This is a genomic window from Rhizobium sp. NPDC090275 (assembly GCF_044772225.1).
In the GTDB taxonomy this organism is placed as follows: Bacteria; Pseudomonadota; Alphaproteobacteria; order Rhizobiales; family Rhizobiaceae; genus Rhizobium.
In genome coordinates this window covers 433,824-449,943 of the sequence record NZ_JBIVYL010000003.1, presented here as the reverse complement: position 1 = coordinate 449,943, position 16,120 = coordinate 433,824, and the positions used below count along the sequence as shown (strand labels likewise).

At 63.3% G+C, this 16,120-nt stretch carries 19 protein-coding genes; 9 read left to right on the top strand and 10 right to left on the bottom strand.

The genetic code is table 11. The features are described 5' to 3' along the window. Positions 1 to 16: 16 nt before the first annotated feature. From ACIQUB_RS10190 to ACIQUB_RS10180, 3 genes are all read right to left on the bottom strand, one after another. Positions 17 to 1,102, bottom strand: a complete 1,086-nt coding sequence (locus ACIQUB_RS10190; protein ID WP_113235626.1) for a putative zinc-binding metallopeptidase — start codon at positions 1,100 to 1,102, stop codon at positions 17 to 19. An 80-nt stretch (positions 1,103 to 1,182) separates the two neighbouring features. After that, positions 1,183 to 1,374 (bottom strand): CsbD family protein, encoded by a 192-nt coding sequence (locus ACIQUB_RS10185; protein ID WP_111561915.1) that lies wholly within the window; start codon positions 1,372 to 1,374, stop codon positions 1,183 to 1,185. Between the two features lie 87 nt (positions 1,375 to 1,461). Then, complete coding sequence (locus tag ACIQUB_RS10180; RefSeq protein WP_113235625.1) at positions 1,462 to 2,067, bottom strand: YqgE/AlgH family protein; 606 nt, start codon at positions 2,065 to 2,067, stop codon at positions 1,462 to 1,464. A gap of 139 nt (positions 2,068 to 2,206) precedes the next feature. Here ACIQUB_RS10180 and ACIQUB_RS10175 point away from each other — a divergent pair, with 139 nt between their 5' ends. The 6 genes from ACIQUB_RS10175 (at position 2,207) to ACIQUB_RS10150 (ending at position 6,837) form a co-directional block, all read left to right on the top strand. Next, positions 2,207 to 3,043, top strand: a complete 837-nt coding sequence (locus ACIQUB_RS10175) for a protein-disulfide reductase DsbD domain-containing protein (RefSeq protein ID WP_402929373.1) — start codon at positions 2,207 to 2,209, stop codon at positions 3,041 to 3,043. 85 nt (positions 3,044 to 3,128) lie between these two features. Continuing rightward, a complete protein-coding gene (locus ACIQUB_RS10170) occupies positions 3,129 to 3,614 on the top strand; it encodes a peroxiredoxin (protein ID WP_018899065.1) in 486 nt (161 codons plus the stop codon). 576 nt (positions 3,615 to 4,190) lie between these two features. After that, positions 4,191 to 4,316, top strand: coding sequence for a hypothetical protein (locus ACIQUB_RS10165; protein ID WP_402929372.1), 126 nt, complete (start codon positions 4,191 to 4,193; stop codon positions 4,314 to 4,316). Continuing rightward, positions 4,313 to 5,053, top strand: coding sequence for an ABC transporter ATP-binding protein (locus ACIQUB_RS10160; RefSeq protein ID WP_113235624.1), 741 nt, complete (start codon positions 4,313 to 4,315; stop codon positions 5,051 to 5,053). The genes ACIQUB_RS10165 and ACIQUB_RS10160 overlap by 4 nt, the downstream gene beginning before the upstream one ends. Further along, positions 5,050 to 5,922: a metal ABC transporter permease gene (locus ACIQUB_RS10155; protein WP_113235623.1), complete on the top strand. Its 873-nt coding sequence runs from the start codon at positions 5,050 to 5,052 to the stop codon at positions 5,920 to 5,922. Before ACIQUB_RS10160 ends, ACIQUB_RS10155 begins: the two co-directional genes overlap by 4 nt. 15 nt (positions 5,923 to 5,937) lie before the next feature. Beyond that, a complete protein-coding gene (locus tag ACIQUB_RS10150; protein WP_113235622.1) occupies positions 5,938 to 6,837 on the top strand; it encodes a metal ABC transporter substrate-binding protein in 900 nt (299 codons plus the stop codon). A gap of 31 nt (positions 6,838 to 6,868) precedes the next feature. On the opposite strand, the gene ACIQUB_RS10145 is transcribed toward ACIQUB_RS10150, so the two are convergent. Beyond that, a complete protein-coding gene (locus ACIQUB_RS10145; protein WP_113008693.1) occupies positions 6,869 to 7,177 on the bottom strand; it encodes a Dabb family protein in 309 nt (102 codons plus the stop codon). A 247-nt stretch (positions 7,178 to 7,424) separates the two neighbouring features. Between ACIQUB_RS10145 and fdhA the strand changes: the two genes are divergently transcribed. After that, positions 7,425 to 8,615: a formaldehyde dehydrogenase, glutathione-independent gene (gene fdhA / locus ACIQUB_RS10140; protein ID WP_018899073.1), complete on the top strand. Its 1,191-nt coding sequence runs from the start codon at positions 7,425 to 7,427 to the stop codon at positions 8,613 to 8,615. Between the two features lie 927 nt (positions 8,616 to 9,542). Beyond that, positions 9,543 to 9,932, top strand: coding sequence for a VOC family protein (locus ACIQUB_RS10135; protein WP_113235620.1), 390 nt, complete (start codon positions 9,543 to 9,545; stop codon positions 9,930 to 9,932). Positions 9,933 to 10,088: 156 nt separating this feature from the next. On the opposite strand, the gene ACIQUB_RS10130 is transcribed toward ACIQUB_RS10135, so the two are convergent. Next, a complete protein-coding gene (locus ACIQUB_RS10130) occupies positions 10,089 to 10,982 on the bottom strand; it encodes a LysR family transcriptional regulator (protein ID WP_402929371.1) in 894 nt (297 codons plus the stop codon). Positions 10,983 to 11,082: 100 nt separating this feature from the next. Between ACIQUB_RS10130 and ACIQUB_RS10125 the strand changes: the two genes are divergently transcribed. Then, positions 11,083 to 12,021, top strand: coding sequence for an AEC family transporter (locus tag ACIQUB_RS10125; protein ID WP_113235618.1), 939 nt, complete (start codon positions 11,083 to 11,085; stop codon positions 12,019 to 12,021). Between the two features lie 230 nt (positions 12,022 to 12,251). On the opposite strand, the gene rnhA is transcribed toward ACIQUB_RS10125, so the two are convergent. The 5 genes from rnhA to ACIQUB_RS10100 form a co-directional block, all read right to left on the bottom strand. Next, a complete protein-coding gene (gene rnhA / locus ACIQUB_RS10120) occupies positions 12,252 to 12,692 on the bottom strand; it encodes a ribonuclease HI (RefSeq protein WP_113235617.1) in 441 nt (146 codons plus the stop codon). Continuing rightward, a complete protein-coding gene (locus ACIQUB_RS10115) occupies positions 12,689 to 13,654 on the bottom strand; it encodes a homoserine kinase (protein WP_113235616.1) in 966 nt (321 codons plus the stop codon). Before ACIQUB_RS10115 ends, rnhA begins: the two co-directional genes overlap by 4 nt. Positions 13,655 to 13,888: 234 nt before the next feature. Further along, a complete protein-coding gene (gene ispH / locus ACIQUB_RS10110; RefSeq protein WP_113238504.1) occupies positions 13,889 to 14,890 on the bottom strand; it encodes a 4-hydroxy-3-methylbut-2-enyl diphosphate reductase in 1,002 nt (333 codons plus the stop codon). A gap of 62 nt (positions 14,891 to 14,952) precedes the next feature. Continuing rightward, complete coding sequence (locus ACIQUB_RS10105; protein ID WP_402929370.1) at positions 14,953 to 15,732, bottom strand: SURF1 family protein; 780 nt, start codon at positions 15,730 to 15,732, stop codon at positions 14,953 to 14,955. Further along, positions 15,701 to 16,084 carry a DUF983 domain-containing protein gene (locus ACIQUB_RS10100; RefSeq protein ID WP_113238509.1) on the bottom strand — a complete coding sequence of 128 codons (384 nt, stop codon included), beginning with the start codon at positions 16,082 to 16,084 and terminating at the stop codon, positions 15,701 to 15,703. The genes ACIQUB_RS10105 and ACIQUB_RS10100 overlap by 32 nt, the downstream gene beginning before the upstream one ends. Positions 16,085 to 16,120: the final 36 nt, after the last annotated feature.

The following is a 16,120-nucleotide window of genomic DNA, read 5'->3' as shown; positions in this document are numbered from 1 at the left end:
CTCAGGCCGCTGAACTTCAAGCGGCAGCTTGCCGGGGTTCGGCGACGCGATCCTGGATCAACCGGTGCAGATATTCGAGCTTTTCGACGACGGCGTTCGACAGCACGAAGGGGTAGGAATCCGGCTGGCCCATGCTGCGCTGGATGGCATTGATCGCCACCGATAGCGGCACCCAGGCGCTGACCAGTTGCTCGGCGCTTGCCGCCCGATAAGGGTTGAAATCCACCTCGGACGCCATTTCCTCATGACCGCGCGGATCGATCGCGATGCCGAAGCCGCGCGCGGTCTCCAGCGTATCGACGATGTGCAGATAGTGCGCGAAGCACTCGGCGAAATCCTCCCAGGGATGGGCCGCCGCGTAAGCGCTGATGAAGCTCTGCTGCCAGCCGAGAGGCGCGCCGTTCTGGTAATGGTTCTGAAGCGCCTGACCATAATCCTGTCGCTCATCGCCGAAGACGGCGCGGAAGCCGTCGAAAGCATCGCGGTCGCGGACCAGGCGGTTCCAGACGAAGTGCCCGATCTCGTGGCGAAAATGGCCGAGAAGCGTTCTATAGGGTTCGTTCATCGAGGCGCGGGCGAGTTCGCGGGTGATGTCGTCGGCCTCGGCGGCGCGGATGGCGATGACGCCCTCGTCGTGGCCCGTCATGGCCGGGATGACATTACCGTCGACCTGCACCTCATCCTCGAGAAAGTCGAATACCAACCCGCCTTGCGGATCCTCGATACGATCGGGTGGCGGCAGGCGCCAGCGCAGCAGCGAATAGAAGAGATGGCGCTGCGCCTGGCTGATGCGGCGCCAGCGATCGATACCCTCCTGCGTATGGGTATTCGGCACCAGGCGATTATAGCGGCAGGCGATGCAAAACGGATTTTCGTCATCCGCATTGACCAGCCAGTTGCAGATATCGAGACCGGCATTGGCGCAGAAGCGTACGGCGCGCTGAGGCTCCGATGTCAGCTGCCACAGCGTCTCGTCGCGCGGCTCGAGCGCGCGCATCGAGAGATCATCGGCTAAGAAGCCGAGGCGATGGTTGCAGCGTACGCATTGCCGGTTGTCGAAGTGCACGACCTGATCGCAGTTATCGCAGGCGAAAAGCCGCATGGAACGCCCCATAGCGTGGAGTTGATACAAAACGACCCGCAGCGCGGATGCGCGACGGGCCATTGCGGGGATGCTTTCGATCACATGCGATCGACGACATCCTTGATCTTGCCTTTGGCATCGCCCTTGGCGGACTGGGCCTTACCCTTGGCTTCCTGGACGGCGCCCTTGGCGCGGGTCGAATTGTCGCCGGTCGCCTTGCCGACAGCCTGCTTCGCCTTGCCGGCGATTTCGTTGGCCTTGCCGGAAATCTTGTCGCTGGTGCTACCCATCTGATGTCTCCTTTTGGTACGGGCCTCGTGCCCGGTGCGAAAAGAGAACGTGGTTCGCAGCTATTCGTTCCGCGAATTTTTGCGTCTTCAGGCGTGACCAGCTTCGGTGGAGAGCATGGCCGCCGAAATGCCCATGCCGGCCAGCGCGCGCTCGTATTTATCATCGAGATGGGGATCGAAGATGAGGGCGTCATTGGCCGGGCAATTCAGCCAGCCGTTGCTGGCGATCTCGGCTTCGAGCTGGCCAGCGCCCCAGCCGGCATAGCCGAGCAGCATGGTGGCGCGCTTCGGGCCCTCGCCCTTGGCGATGGCGCGGATGATGTCGAGCGTCGCCGTCATGCAGATATCGTCGCTGACGGGAATGCTGGAATCGCAGAGATAATCGTCGGAATGCAGAACAAAGCCTCGGCCGCTTTCCACGGGTCCGCCCGTCTGGATCGACAGGTCGCCGGATGGCGGCGGCATGAGGATCGCCTCGTCGCTCTTGATCATGTCGAGATGCATGAGCACGTCGGTGAACGAAAGCTCCTGAGAGCGATTGATGATGAAACCCATGGCGCCGGCGTCGGAATGGGCGCAGACGTAAATCACCGTGCGGGCGAAATTGCTGTCCGATACGCCGGGCATGGCGATCAGGAACTGGCCGTCGAAGAAGCCGCGTTCACGTCTGTTTTTCAGGGTCGACAGGGACATGATACCTCCTGATGCCAGACCGCTCGAGGCGCCGACAAGAGAAACATGGGCCAATGTCCTGTTTCAATCAACTGAAAATGAAAATTAAATCGGATGCGGCTGCTGGCGAAGGGCAGCGGATTTGAATAACCATTGCCGCATGACCTTTGCCCCGCACAACAGACGCCTCGTCCTGATCATCGCCACGGCTCTTGGCCTGTCCTCAGCCACGCTCTCCGCAGCGCAGGCGGGAACCAGCGAATGGGTCGACAATGCCGGCGGGCGGATGCGGCTGGTGGCGATGGCGCCCGACGCGCACGGCAAGATCCGCGCCGGGCTGCAGATCGAACCCAATGCCGGATGGATCACCTATTGGCGCGAGCCGGGCAATAGCGGCATCCCCCCGCAGATCACGATCGCGCCCGAGACGGGCGTGACGCTCGACAAGATCGGCTACCCGATCCCGAAGCACATCAAGGACGACAGGCTCGACGACATCGGCTACGACGCGCCGGTGACGCTGCCGCTCACGCTTTCGGCCGAGAGCGGTGCCACCGAGATCAAGGCGCAGGCCTTCATCGGCATCTGCAAGGATATCTGCGTGCCCTTCCAGGCTGACCTCACCGTCGCGCTTTCGACGGCCGGGCAATCGCAGCCGGAGGAAAAGGCCCTTCTTGACGCCGCCGACGCCAGGCTGCCGGAGGCGCCGTCGTCTAAGTTCAAGGTGAGCAAGCATGCGCTGTCGGCTGACCAGAAGGAACTGACGCTCAGTATCACGCTCCCGGACATCGGCGACACGACGCCCGACGTCGTCATTGCCGGCCCGAGCGGCTATGTCTTCACCAAGCAGCTGATGAGCAAGCGCGATGGCACGTCGCTGACGACGACAGTTGCGATCGGCAAGCTGCCCAAGAATTACGACATATCCGGCAAAAGCTGGAGCGCGCTTGTGATCGACGGAGCGCGCGCCATCGAAAGCCCGCTTGCTTTCAAATAGGCCGATCCTATCATTCACACCTGCCATTGATCTCAACTTAGGCGGCCCTCGGCGGCGCCTGCCAAACAATAACCAGGAGATAGTCATGACCATTGCAATCGGCGACACGCTGCCTTCCGCGACCTTCAAGGAAAAGACGGCTGACGGCCCGGTCGAGACCACGACCGAGGCTCTGTTCAAGGGCAAGCGCGTGGTGCTATTCGCCGTGCCCGGCGCCTTCACGCCGACCTGCTCGCTCAACCACCTGCCCGGCTATCTCGAAAACCGCGACACCATTCTCGGCAAGGGCGTCGACGACATCGCGGTTATCGCCGTCAACGACTGGCACGTCATGGGCGCCTGGGCGCAATCCTCCGGCGGCATGGGCAAGATCCACTTCCTGCCCGACTGGGACGCCTCCTTCACCAAGGCCATCGGCCTCGACGCCGACCTCTCCGGCGGCGGCCTCGGCGTGCGCTCCAAGCGCTACTCGATGCTGGTCGAAGACGGCGTCGTGAAGTCGCTCAACGTCGAGGACAACCCCGGCCAGGCGACGGTTTCGAGCGCTGCGACGATGATCGAGCAGCTTTGAGGTGATGTTGCGGGGTGGGGCCGCGTGGTGGTTTCGCCCGGCGCTTGGCCGCGCTGACGCGCTGGCTTGCGTGGCGGTTGCGGCGGGCTTTGGCTCTCTTGCGTTTTTGCTGCGCCGTTGCGTTCCTGGCGGCGTGTTTAGATCCTCGGCACCTTGGCCGAGGATGACGTCGAGAGTGTGGGAAGCGACGCCGCATCCCCACGACCGTCATACTCGGGCTTGTCCCGAGTATCTGCTGCAGGTGCAACTGGCTCGACGTCTATGGACGCTGGGCGAGGACGGGGCTGCGGGTGCCTAGGCGCCAACACACATCCTCCCGCTTATTCCAGTGGCTCCGGCTCCTCACACCTCCATTGCACCGTTGTATTCCTGGAGGCGTGCTTAGATCCTCGGCACGTTGGCCGAGGATGACGCCGAGAGCGTGGCGATGCGCCCACCCCCATTTCCCATTCCCCTTCCCTATTCTCCACAACCGCTTTCGATCGTCGATATTTTTCGCACTTGGCCGCTTGCGTCTAGGCTAAAATTATCGTTATAACGTTACAAAGTAATGTTATTACATATTGAGTACCCGCAATGACCCTCCTGAACAACCTCGCCGCCGGCCTGATGGGCACCTCGGCAATGAGCCGCGTGATCGGCGCCGTTGTCGTCGCCGCCCTGCTCTGGGTCGCCATCGCATGGGCGGTGTTGCTGCCATGAGTGAAGAGCTGATCCGGCTTTCCAACCTCACCGTCGCCTATAACCGGCACCCGGCCGTGCACCATGTCTCCGGCGCGATCACGGCCGGCAGCCTGACGGCCATTGCCGGGCCGAATGGGGCGGGAAAGTCGACGCTGTTGAAGGCGATCATGGGTGAGCTCAGGCCGAGCGAGGGGTGCGTGGAGCATCGGCTGCAGCGCACCGATTTCGGCTATCTGCCGCAGGCGGCCGATATCAACAGGCGGTTTCCGATCTCGGTGCTCGATACCGTGCTGCTCGGCGCATGGCGGCAGGCGGGGGCGTTTTCGCGGGTGTCGGGTGCGGAGATGGTGAAGGCGCGGGAGGCGATCGCGGCCGTTGGGCTGGAGGGTTTCGAGCGGCGGCAGATCGGGTCGCTGTCATCGGGCCAGCTACAGCGGGTGCTGTTTGCGCGGCTGTTGCTGCAGGACGCCAAAGTGATCCTGCTCGACGAGCCCTTTACCGCGATCGACGCCCGCACCACCCGCGATCTGATCGAGATGATCCTGACCTGGCATGGCGACGGGCGCACCATCGTGGCGGTGCTGCACGACTTCGAGCAGATCCGCGCGCATTTCCCGCAGACGCTGCTTCTCGCCCGCGAGATGATCGACTGGGGCCCGACCGCTTCCGCGATGTCTGCCGAGAACCTGTTGAAAGCAAGGGCGATGGCCGAGCGCTGGGATGAGGACGCAGACGCCTGCGCGCCCGCCGCATGACCATCTACGATCTCTTCTTCGCGCCCTTCGTCGATTACGGCTTCATGCGTCGGGCGCTGGTTGCGTGCTTGTGCCTCGGGCTCGGTTCCGGACCGATCGGCGTGTTCCTGATGCTGCGGCGCATGAGCCTGATGGGAGATGCGATGAGCCATGCGATCCTGCCGGGGGCGGCGATCGGCTATCTCGTCGCCGGATCGCTCTCGCTGACGGCGATGGGGATCGGCGGGCTGGTGGCGGGGCTTGCCGTCGCCCTGCTGTCGGGTGCGGTCAGCCGGGTGACGGTGCTGCAGGAGGATGCGAGCTTTGCCAGCTTCTATCTCGCGTCGCTGGCGCTCGGCGTGCTGATCGTCTCGCTGAGGGGCTCCAACATCGACCTGCTGCATGTGCTGTTCGGCACCATCCTCGCCATCGATCCCCCTGCCCTTTACCAGATCGGCGCGATCACGACGCTGACGCTGATCGTGCTTGCCGCGATCTACCGGCCGCTGATCGCGGAGTGCTTCGATCCGAGTTTCCTGAGGGCGATCGGCGGGCGCGGTCCGGTCTATCACTTCCTGTTCCTGCTGCTCGTCGTGCTCAATCTGGTCGCCAGTTTCCAGGCGCTCGGCACGCTGATGGCGGTGGGGCTGATGATGCTGCCGGCCGCGATCGCGCAGCTCTGGTCACGCAGCCTGCCCTCGATGATGCTGGTGGCTGCCTTGAGTGCCGCGGCGTCCGGCTATTTCGGGCTGATCGCCTCCTACCATCTCGCGCTCGCCTCCGGGCCGACGATCATCATGACGGCGGCGGCGATCTACGGCTTTTCCATCTTTTTCGCACCGTCGGGCCTTGCCCGGCGTCTCTTCCCCCGCGCCCATCTCAAGGGCTAACCAAAGGATCCTTCTATGCCCCATAGAAGATTGCTTCTTGCCGCCTCGCTTCCCGCGTTGATGGCCTTCTCGGCCATGCCGGCCTCGGCCGAAACGCTGAAGGTCGTAGCCTCCTTCACCGTGCTTGCCGATGTCGTCAGCCAAGTCGGCGGCGACCATGTCGAGGTCAAGAGCCTCGTCGGGCCGAACGGCGACCCCCACGAATTCGAGCCGTCGCCCACCGACGCCAAGAACCTGAAGGCGGCGAAGGTCACCTTCGTCAGCGGCGAAGGACTGGAAGGCTGGATGGACCGGCTGATTGCGGCTTCGGGCTACAAGGGAACGCCGGTGACGGTCTCCGAGGGCGTGAAGACGCGCACCATGGAAGAAGACGGCAAGACGGTGACCGACCCGCACGTCTGGAACAGCCCGGTCAGCGTCAAGGTCTGGGTCGCCAATATCGAGAAGGCGCTTTCATCTGCCGATCCAGCCGATACGGCGGCGTTCAAGGCCAATGCCGAGGCGTACACCAAGAAGCTCGACGAGATGGACGCCTATGCCAAGGCGAAGTTCGAAAAGATCCCGGAAGATCATCGCAAGGTGCTGACCAGCCACGACGCCTTCGGCTATTTCGGTCGGGAGTATCATGTGAGCTTCCTGGCGCCGCTCGGCGTTTCCACCGAAAGCGAGGCGTCGGCGGCTGAAGTGGCCAAGCTGATCGAGCAGATCAAGGCCGAGCAGGTGAAGACCTACTTCTTCGAAAACTCCAACGATCCGCGCCTCGTCAAGCAGATCGCCAAGGCAACGGGCGCAGAGCCCGGCGGCGAGCTCTATGTGGAATCGCTGTCGGACGCCAAGGGCCCGGCATCCACCTATGAGAAGATGTTCCGCTACAATGTCGATCAGATCTCCGCCGCGATGCGCAAGGGCAGTTGACGACGGAAACCGAGACGTTCGACCTGCGGGATCAGACCTGCAGGTCGAAGACGATCAGGCCGCCGAGGCCGCCATCCAGCGACGAGACGATGCGCTCGCCGACGGCGACATGCTCGGGATGGACGAGATAGGCGTCGCGCGCCTCCGGGCTTTCGAAGGTGACGGCGAAGCCATCGACGAAGCCGGCATGCAGGCCCTCGGGCGAGACGTTCGGGCCGTATTTGATATCCAGAATACCCGGAATGACCTGCTTCAGCGCGACGATAGATTCAAACAGGGACTGCTTCTCTTCGCCCGTGATGGCCGATTTCAGCCGCATCAGCACTGAGTGCAGGATCATATGGTTGCCTCCCGACATGTTGTTATCCGCAAAGCATAGTGGGAATGCGGCCATGGGCAAGATGCAAATATTGGCCCTCCCCAGTGCGCGCTCCCCTCGCCTCACTTCTTCGTCAGCGACCGTTTCGGGCGGCCAAAGCGTCGTAAACGGGACGACGCCGGCGACATTCTCCTCTAAGCTGCGACCCATGACCGCACGGGAAGAGGAGCCCGCGCGGACCGCAGCATTTTCAACGGAGGAGATGAAAATGAGCAAGAACCGTGGCGTCGTCTACATGCGGCCCGGCGTTGTCGAAATCCATGACATCGATGATCCGAAGCTCGAGGCACCCGATGGGCGCCGCATCGAGCATGGCGTGATCCTGAAGGTGATCTCGACCAATATCTGCGGATCGGACCAGCACATGGTGCGCGGCCGCACCACGGCGATGCCGGGGCTGGTTCTCGGCCATGAAATCACCGGCCAGATCATCGAAAAGGGCATTGATGTCGAGATGCTCGAGGTCGGCGACATCGTCTCCGTACCGTTCAACGTCGCCTGCGGTCGCTGCCGCTGCTGCAAGTCGCAGGACACCGGCGTTTGCCTCACCGTCAACCCGTCGCGCGCCGGCGGCGCCTATGGCTATGTCGACATGGGCGGCTGGATCGGCGGCCAAGCCCGCTACGTGACCATCCCCTATGCAGACTTCAACCTCCTGAAAATTCCGGATCGCGACCGGGCGATGGAGAAGATCCGCGATCTCACCATGCTCTCCGACATCCTGCCGACGGGCTTCCATGGCGCGGTGCGCGCCGGCGTCGGCGTCGGCTCGACCGTCTATGTCGCGGGCGCCGGGCCGGTCGGGCTTGCGGCCGCCGCTTCCGCCCGCATCCTGGGCGCCGCCGTGGTGATGATCGGCGACTTCAACAAGGATCGCCTGGCGCATGCCGCCCGCGTCGGTTTCGAGCCGATCGATCTGTCGAAGAGCGACCGTCTCGGCGACATGATCGCGCAGGTGACCGGGAGTAACGAGGTGGACAGCGCCATCGACGCCGTCGGCTTCGAGGCGCGTGGTCATTCGGGCGGCGAGCAGCCGGCGATCGTGCTCAACCAGATGATGGACATCACCCGCGCGGCGGGCTCGATCGGCATTCCCGGCCTCTACGTGACCGAGGACCCCGGCGCTGTCGACAGTGCCGCCAAGACCGGCAACCTGTCGCTGCGCTTCGGCCTCGGCTGGGCCAAGGCGCAATCCTTCCACACCGGCCAGACGCCGGTGCTGAAGTATAACCGACAGCTGATGCAGGCGATCCTCCACGACCGTCTGCCGATCGCCGATATCGTCAACGCCAAGGTGATCCCGCTCGAAGAGGCCGTTCAGGGCTACGAGAGCTTCGACCACGGGGCGGCGACGAAATTCGTGCTCGACCCGCATGGGGATGTCGCGAAGGCGGCTTGAGGGATATGAGGATGAGGGGGTGGCCGGCGGCGTGCCGTGTGGCCCCCTCACCCTACCCTCTCCCCGCTGGGGATAGGGGGAGCAAGAGGCCCGCCACGAGTCCCTTCTCCCCTGTGGGGAGAAGGTGGCGGCAGCCGGATGAGGGGGCTGCGGGCGCTGACGTTAGCCACTTTCAAAACTCCTACCTGCAAAACTACATGCCTCTACCCCGGCAGGTTTTACCCCCGGTTGATACGGCACTGGTACGGACGGGGCGCCAAAAGCTGCCTCGTAAATAGTTTAGTTTTATTGACACCTTCCGGCGCCCCGTTCGGCGGTCTGCAATCGTGTCCTGGTTCCTTTACCGGGTGATCGGCATCTTTTCAGAGATATGCTCGCGGGATTGTTCTTGTTCTTGAGGCTTTCGCTCCCCGGGCATCCCGAATGGGCCGTCTTGATCGACGCCGGGAGGGCCTCCGCGGACCTGTCGCCCGCGGCACCCCGGCGCCGTTCCGCAAAACCCTTCCGGACTTCACGGTCGGCCAGTCGCCGTCCCTTATGTGCATAGGCGCGTGGTATCGGCGAACCGACCTTCACACCCGCACACCAACTCTTCGCTGGCGGGACCATTCCGCGACGCCCCTCGTTTCACCCTGCGTCAGGGGCTTCCCGAAAGCGCCGGTCCCACCTCGCCGGCAACGCAACCGGTGTATCCGAAGACGGGACGGGGTGAGTGTGGCGCAGGAGGTGGGCGTGGGGAAAATGTGTGGTGTAAGTAGTTGATATTGTGGGGTGTGAGGGTGAGGTTGCGAGGAGCAACGCTGGCATGCGCGACGTGATCGGCTGGTGATGATTACTACCGGGCCTAAGCGGCGATCAATTCATTGACGATCAAGCCGCCACGATCTCTAAATGCTGGGGATCAATGACATGCGAGGAACCTGAGATTTGCAACCTTTGACAATCCGCGTGGCGCGGCCAAGTGATGATTTGGAAGCCCTCCGCCAGTTCTACTGTGCCGGTCTTGGGCTTGAATTGCTCTACGAGTTCGCGGGACACGATGGCTTTGACGGCATAATGGTCGGCCAGCGTGGGGTTCCGTATCACTTTGAGTTCACGAAGAAGGTAGGGCACCCTGTCGGCCGTGCCCCAACCGAAGACAACTTGATCGTCTTCTATATTCCTGATCCGATTGAATGGAATGCATCCGTCGACCGTATGGTCGCGTCTGGGTTCCCGCCTGTTGCCGCATTTAATCCCTATTGGGATCGAAATGGTAAAACCTTCGAAGACCCAGACGGCTACAGAATCGTACTCCAAAACGCTGCTTGGGATTAGGCCTATGACAATGAGCCCGATTGACTGATCGTCGGTTCCAACGTGTCGCCCCCTCACCCTACCTTCTCCCCTCGGGGAGAAGGTGGCCCGAAGGGTTCAGGTGCAACAAGTTGCACCTGAGATGAGGGGGCGGCTGGCGCGGAGTTAGCTGCTTGATCAAGCTCCTTCGGCGCGTTTGCCCAACCTCTCCGCAACCTCAAACAGCGCCGGCACCGCCGGGTTGCTCGACGCAGCCGAGGCGCAGAGCACGATGTCGAACTCCGGCGCATCCATGATCGGCCGCGAGACCAGCCCTTCGGCCAGATCCGCGCACAAAGACTGCGGGATGAGCGCTATGCCCAGGCCTTCGGCGACAAGGCGGATGATGGTGTGCTGCAGGCGGGGTTCGAGCGCGAAATGCGGGACGACGCCCGGGGCGGCGCAGTAGTTGCGTATGGCGTCGCGGAGCGTCGGCGTGACGCTTGCGGGGGCGGCGATCAGGCGTTCGCTTGCGAGGTCCGTTGGGCCGGCGATGTCGAGTTTCGCCAGGCGGTGATCTCGCGGCACGATCAGGCGCAGGCGGTCGCGGGCGAGAAGCGTGGTGCGCAGATGCGCGGCCGGGCTGCCGCCGAAGGTGACGGCGGCGTCGAGGCGGCCTTCGATCAGCATCTCCTCGATATCGGTCGGTATGCGCTCCTCGAGCACGAGGCGGACATCGGGGCGCGCTTCGGAGTAAAGCCGCACCAGCGCCGGGACGACGCTATAGGCGGCGTTCATCATGAAGCCGAGCTTCAATTCGCCCTTCACGCCGGATGCGACCAGCTGCACATCGCGGCAGGCGGCGTCGAAATGCGCGAGCACGGCGCGGCACTCCTCCAGAAAATGCCGGCCCGCCGCCGTCAGCGCGACATTGCGGGAATTGCGCTCGCAGAGGCGGGCGCCGAGCGTCTTCTCGATCGCGGCGATCTGCCGGCTGAAGGGCGGCTGGCTCATGTTCATGCGGGCTGCCGCGTGGCCGAAGTGCAAGGTCTCGGCGAGCGCCACGAAATAGCGCATGTGGCGCGTGTCCATTTCATACCCCTCAGGTATCAATCAGTGACAATATCGACATTGGATTATATCGATATCAGGGGCTAGACAATGGTCTTTGCAACCTGAGTTCCTTCCCCCAATGCTGACCAATCTCCTCATCGTGCTCCCCATATTCGCGCTGATCCTGACCGGATGGATCGCGCGCAAGACCGACGCGCTCGGCCCCAATGCGACGCGCGAGGTGAACCGGCTGGTGGTCTATCTGGCGCTGCCTGCTTTGCTCTTCGACATCATGGCCAACGCCAAACTATCGCAGATCTGGCAGCCGGGCTTCATCCTCGCCTTCACCTCCGGCTGCGCCATCATCTTTTGCGCGACGCTCTGGTGGCGGATGTCCAAGGGCCGGCACCTGGCGGATGCGGCGATCGACAGCCTGAATGCCAGCTACGCCAACACGGGGTTCGTCGGCTTTCCGCTGGTGCTCTCGATCGTTGGCGACAACGGCATGGCGCCGACGCTGATCGCGACGATCGTCACCGTCTGCGTGCTCTTCGCGGTCGCTATCGTCTTGATCGAGGGCGGGCTGCAATCGGAGACACGGCGGCGCGATATCGCCCGGAAGACATTTCTCTCGCTGGCCAAGAACCCGCTGTTGATCGCGCCGGTGCTGGGCGCGCTGTTCATGGTCTCGGGCGTTTCGCTGCCGGCGCCGGTGCATGCGTTTCTAAAACTTCTCGGCGGCGCGGCTTCGCCCTGCGCGCTGATCGCGCTTGGGCTCTTTCTGGCCGGATCGAAGGCGGGGGCGGCGACCGAGCGGGCGGCGACGGCGGGGATTCTGGTCGGGCTGAAGCTGGTTGCGCAGCCTCTGGTGACCTGGGTGATTGCCGGGCCGCTGCTGCAGCTGCCGCCGGTTGCGGTGCATACCTGCGTTCTCTTGGCGGCGCTGCCGACGGGGACCGGGCCGTTCATGCTGGCGGAGTTTTATGGGCGGGAGGCGAGTTTGACCGGGCGCGTGGTGCTGGCCTCGACGGTGCTGTCGATTGGGACGATTTCGGCTTATTTGGCGGTGGCGGGGTGAAATTTGGTTGGGGCGAGCGGCCCGCCACGAGTCCCTTCTCCCCAGCGGGGAGAAGATGCCGGCAGGCAGATGAGGGGGCCAGAGGTGAGAGGTCTACGATAATAATTTCAAACGGATAGCTGGGAGCCCGGAGCCCCCTCATCCGACCCTTCGGGCCACCTTCTCCCCGCTGGGGAGAAGGAAATGTCGAGCAAGCGGCCAGCTCCTACCCGCAAAAAAGAGAAGCCGCCCTACCGCTTCTTGAACGGCTCCATGCCCTTGCGCGCCAACTCGTCGGCGCGTTCGTTTTCCGGGTGGCCGGCGTGGCCTTTGACCCAGTGCCAGTTGACCTTGTGGCGCTGGTTGGCGGCGTCGAGCGCCTGCCAGAGTTCGCCGTTCTTCACCGGCTTCTTGTCCGCGGTCTTCCAGCCGTTCTTCTTCCAGCCGAAGATCCACTTGGAGATGCCGTCCATGACGTATTTGCTGTCGGTGTGGAGATCGACCTCGCAGGCGCTTTTCAGCGCCGTCAGCGCCGAGATGGCGGCCAAGAGTTCCATGCGGTTGTTGGTGGTTTCCGCCTCGCCGCCGCAGAGCTCCTTCTCCACCTCGCCATAGCGCAGCACCGCGCCCCAGCCGCCGGGTCCCGGGTTTCCGGAGCAGGCGCCGTCGGTGTAGATGTCGACGTGCTTCATGGCATGAGCCCGTATTCGGCGGCGGATTTGATCTGCCGGTGGAAGCGCAGCTTGCGCAGGTATTCGAGCGGGTCCTTCTTGGTCACCATCGCGCCCTCGGGCGTCATCAGCCAGTCGTAGAGGCGGGTGAGGAAGAAGCGCAGGGCCGAGCCGCGCGAGAGGATCGGCAGCGCCGCTAAGTCGGCGTCGCTCAGCGGGCGCACGCTGGTATAACCCTCGAGCATCGCCATGCCCTTGGTGATGTTATAGGCGCCGTCCTTTTCGAAGCACCAGGCGTTGAGGATGATCGAGACGTCGTAGGCCAAGAGATCGTTGCAGGCGAAGTAGAAATCGATCAGGCCCGAGAGATCGTCGCCCAGGAAAAAGACGTTGTCGGGGAAGAGATCGGCGTGGATGACGCCTGCGGGGAGATCCTTCGGCCAGTGCGCCGCGAGAAAATCGAGTTCGCCGCGGATTTCCGCCTGCAGGCCCTTCTCGACTTCGTCTGCGCGGGCTTCAGACTTGTCCCACAGCACCTGCCAGCCATCGACGGAGAGCGCGTTGGGGCGCTTGAGCTCAAAACCTTCGCCGGCGATGTGCATCCGGGCCAGCGCCTTGCCGACCTCGCGGCAATGCTTGGCTTCCGGCTTGCGCAGCCACATGCCTTCGAGGAAGGAGATCAGCGCCGCGGGGCGGTCCGACAGCTGGCCGAGCAGCGCGCCATCCTTGCGCGGCAAGGGCAGCGGGCAGGACAGGCCGCGCGCGGAGAGATGCTGCATCAGGCCGAGGAAGAACGGCAGATCGGTCTTTTCGACGCGCTTTTCGTAGAGCGTCAGGATCAGCGGGTCCTTCGAGGTATGCAGCAGGAAGTTGCTGTTTTCGACGCCCTCGGCGATGCCCTTGTAGGACAACAGCGTGCCGGCGTCATATTCCGTCAGGAACCACTTCAGATCGTCTTCGGAGATATCGGTGTAGACTGCCAAGGCGGGCTCTCGTTTTCGGTTTGGTGCTTCGGTCGGCTTCGGGCGGTGGTGCAGATGATACCCCCCTCTGCCCTGCCGGGCATCTCCCCCACAAGGGGGGAGATTGATCCGTGGTGGGGGTTTCCCCAAACAATTGATCTTGCAGCGAGCGGCGGCCCCCAGCCGATCTCCCCCCCTTGTGGGGGAGATGTCCGGCAGGACAGAGGGGGGGTGGCCCCACCCTCCGACCACCAATTACCCGTTCACGAACGCCATATCCGCCGTCGTCAGCTCGATGTCGCGCAGTTCGCGGTTGACGAGGAAGTGCTCGTTTTCCTGAACGGTCTCGGCAAGCTCGACGCGGGCGTCGAACCGGGCGCGAAAAGCCTCGATGATCTCGTTGACGATGACCTCGGGGGCAGAGGCGCCGGCGGAGAGGCCGAGCGTGCCGACGGGGCCGATATCGTCCCAATCGAGCTCGGAGGCGCGCTGCACTAGGATCGATTTCTTCGCCCCTGCCCTCAGCGCCACTTCGACGAGGCGCTTGGAGTTGGACGAATTGGGCGCGCCGACGATGATGAAGAGATCGCAGCCGGGTGCCGCCTGCTTGACGACTTCCTGGCGGTTGGTCGTGGCGTAGCAGATCGAATCGGCCGAGGGTGCCGTCAGGTTCGGGAAGCGCTCCTGCAGGCGGGCGATGACGCCGGCGGTGTCGTCGACCGAGAGCGTCGTCTGCGTAACATAGCCGAGATTGTCGGGGTCGACGGGCTCGTAGAGATCGACGTCGGCGATCGTTTCGACCAGCGACACCGCGCCTTCAGGGAGCTGGCCCATGGTGCCGATCACCTCCGGGTGGCCGGCATGGCCGATCAAGACGACGTGGCGGCCGAGCTTGTTGTGGCGCATGGCCTGCTTGTGGACCTTGGAGACCAGCGGGCATGTGGCGTCGAGATAGAAGAGGTTGCGCGTGGTCGCATCCTCGGGCACCGATTTCGGCACGCCATGGGCGGAGAAGACCACCGGCTGGGCGCGATGCTCTTCCGGGATCTCGTTCAGCTCCTCGACGAAGACGGCGCCCTTGGCTTCCAGACCTTCGACGACATAGCGGTTATGCACGATCTCGTGCCTGACATAGACGGGCGCGCCATAGGATTTCAGCGCCAGAACGACGATCTGGATCGCCCTATCAACGCCGGCGCAGAAGCCGCGCGGCCCGCAGAGCCTGATCGTCAGTGGAGGTTTCGCCGCAATATTCATGTCTTTTCCGGTTTATGCAGATACGCGTCTCTAGCCCAATATAGGCACGAATTGAAGCGATACTATTGCGCCGGCGGATTGCCGCGCGTGCGCAAGCGCGCGACGACGACGATCACGACCAGCGTGGCGGCGAGACCATACCAGGTGAAGGCGTATTGCAGGTGGTTGTTGGGCAGGTCGACCTCGGTGACGCCGCCGATCGGCATGCCCTTGGGATTCGGCGTGTCGTCGGCATCGACGAAGAAGGGCACGACAGAAGCCTTTTCGAGCCCGGTGCTCGAGGCCATGACGTCGAGGTCCTTCCAGTAGAAGATGTTCTTGGCGACGTCGTTGTCAGGCACGACCCAGGAGGGCTTGCCGGGGAGTTTGCCACGGGCGAGACCGTTGACGGTCTGCTCGCCAGTCAGCTGGCCCTGCATGCGCATTTCCGGTTCCTTGTTGTCATAGGGCACGAAGCCGCGATTGACGAAGAGGAAGCGGCCGTCTGCGAGCTGCAGCGGCGTATAGACATGAAAGCCGGTCTGGCCGCGCCAGGTGGCGAAGAAGTGGCGCTCGCGGCTGTTATCGTAGACGCCTGTCGCGGTGACGCGTCGGTATTCGATATCCTCGCCCTTGGCAGCCATGGCCTCGATATCGGACAAGGGGACTACGGGGGCCGCGAGGCGCGTGGTGATATCGGCGAGCAGGCCTTCCTTCCAGTGCAGCCGCTCGACCTGCCAGGTGCCGAGCACGATCAGGATGGCGAGTGCTACGAGGACCGCGATGGCGGTCAGAACGGATCGCGTGCGGCGGGGGGCTGCGGCTGTGGCATCAATCACGGGAGAGACGTCCTTCACGGGCATTGTGGCGATACTGCATGGCGATGAGGATGCCCTTCATCCAACGCAGCGCGAGCAGCGAGAGGATGATCGTCAGCGGCGCGAAGAGCAGGATGTGCAGCCAGATCGGCGGCGAATAGTTCACTTCCAGCCACAACACCGAGCCGATGACGATGAAGCCGACGATCAGGATGACGAAGACGGCCGGGCCATCGCCGGCGTCGGCAAAGGCATAATCGAGACCGCAGGCGGCGCAGCGCGGCTTCAGGCCCAGCAAACCATTGAAAAGTTTGCCATTGCCGCAGCGCGGGCAGCAGCCGCGCAGACCTGTTTTCAAAGGATCCACAGGCGGGAAATGCGCGCTGTCCTCGTTCATGCTATCCTCCCCTTGCGGTGAGTCACCGCCTTAAAG

Coding starts and splice junctions, on each gene's coding strand:
- ACIQUB_RS10190 (WP_113235626.1), bottom strand. CDS start 1,102: ATGCGGCTTTTCGCCTGCGATAACTGCGATCAGGTCGTGCACTTCGAC.
- ACIQUB_RS10185 (WP_111561915.1), bottom strand. CDS start 1,374: ATGGGTAGCACCAGCGACAAGATTTCCGGCAAGGCCAACGAAATCGCC.
- ACIQUB_RS10180 (WP_113235625.1), bottom strand. CDS start 2,067: ATGTCCCTGTCGACCCTGAAAAACAGACGTGAACGCGGCTTCTTCGAC.
- ACIQUB_RS10175 (WP_402929373.1), top strand. CDS start 2,207: ATGACCTTTGCCCCGCACAACAGACGCCTCGTCCTGATCATCGCCACG.
- ACIQUB_RS10170 (WP_018899065.1), top strand. CDS start 3,129: ATGACCATTGCAATCGGCGACACGCTGCCTTCCGCGACCTTCAAGGAA.
- ACIQUB_RS10165 (WP_402929372.1), top strand. CDS start 4,191: ATGACCCTCCTGAACAACCTCGCCGCCGGCCTGATGGGCACCTCGGCA.
- ACIQUB_RS10160 (WP_113235624.1), top strand. CDS start 4,313: ATGAGTGAAGAGCTGATCCGGCTTTCCAACCTCACCGTCGCCTATAAC.
- ACIQUB_RS10155 (WP_113235623.1), top strand. CDS start 5,050: ATGACCATCTACGATCTCTTCTTCGCGCCCTTCGTCGATTACGGCTTC.
- ACIQUB_RS10150 (WP_113235622.1), top strand. CDS start 5,938: ATGCCCCATAGAAGATTGCTTCTTGCCGCCTCGCTTCCCGCGTTGATG.
- ACIQUB_RS10145 (WP_113008693.1), bottom strand. CDS start 7,177: ATGATCCTGCACTCAGTGCTGATGCGGCTGAAATCGGCCATCACGGGC.
- fdhA (WP_018899073.1), top strand. CDS start 7,425: ATGAGCAAGAACCGTGGCGTCGTCTACATGCGGCCCGGCGTTGTCGAA.
- ACIQUB_RS10130 (WP_402929371.1), bottom strand. CDS start 10,982: ATGGACACGCGCCACATGCGCTATTTCGTGGCGCTCGCCGAGACCTTG.
- ACIQUB_RS10125 (WP_113235618.1), top strand. CDS start 11,083: ATGCTGACCAATCTCCTCATCGTGCTCCCCATATTCGCGCTGATCCTG.
- rnhA (WP_113235617.1), bottom strand. CDS start 12,692: ATGAAGCACGTCGACATCTACACCGACGGCGCCTGCTCCGGAAACCCG.
- ispH (WP_113238504.1), bottom strand. CDS start 14,890: ATGAATATTGCGGCGAAACCTCCACTGACGATCAGGCTCTGCGGGCCG.
- ACIQUB_RS10105 (WP_402929370.1), bottom strand. CDS start 15,732: ATGCCCGTGAAGGACGTCTCTCCCGTGATTGATGCCACAGCCGCAGCC.
- ACIQUB_RS10100 (WP_113238509.1), bottom strand. CDS start 16,084: ATGAACGAGGACAGCGCGCATTTCCCGCCTGTGGATCCTTTGAAAACA.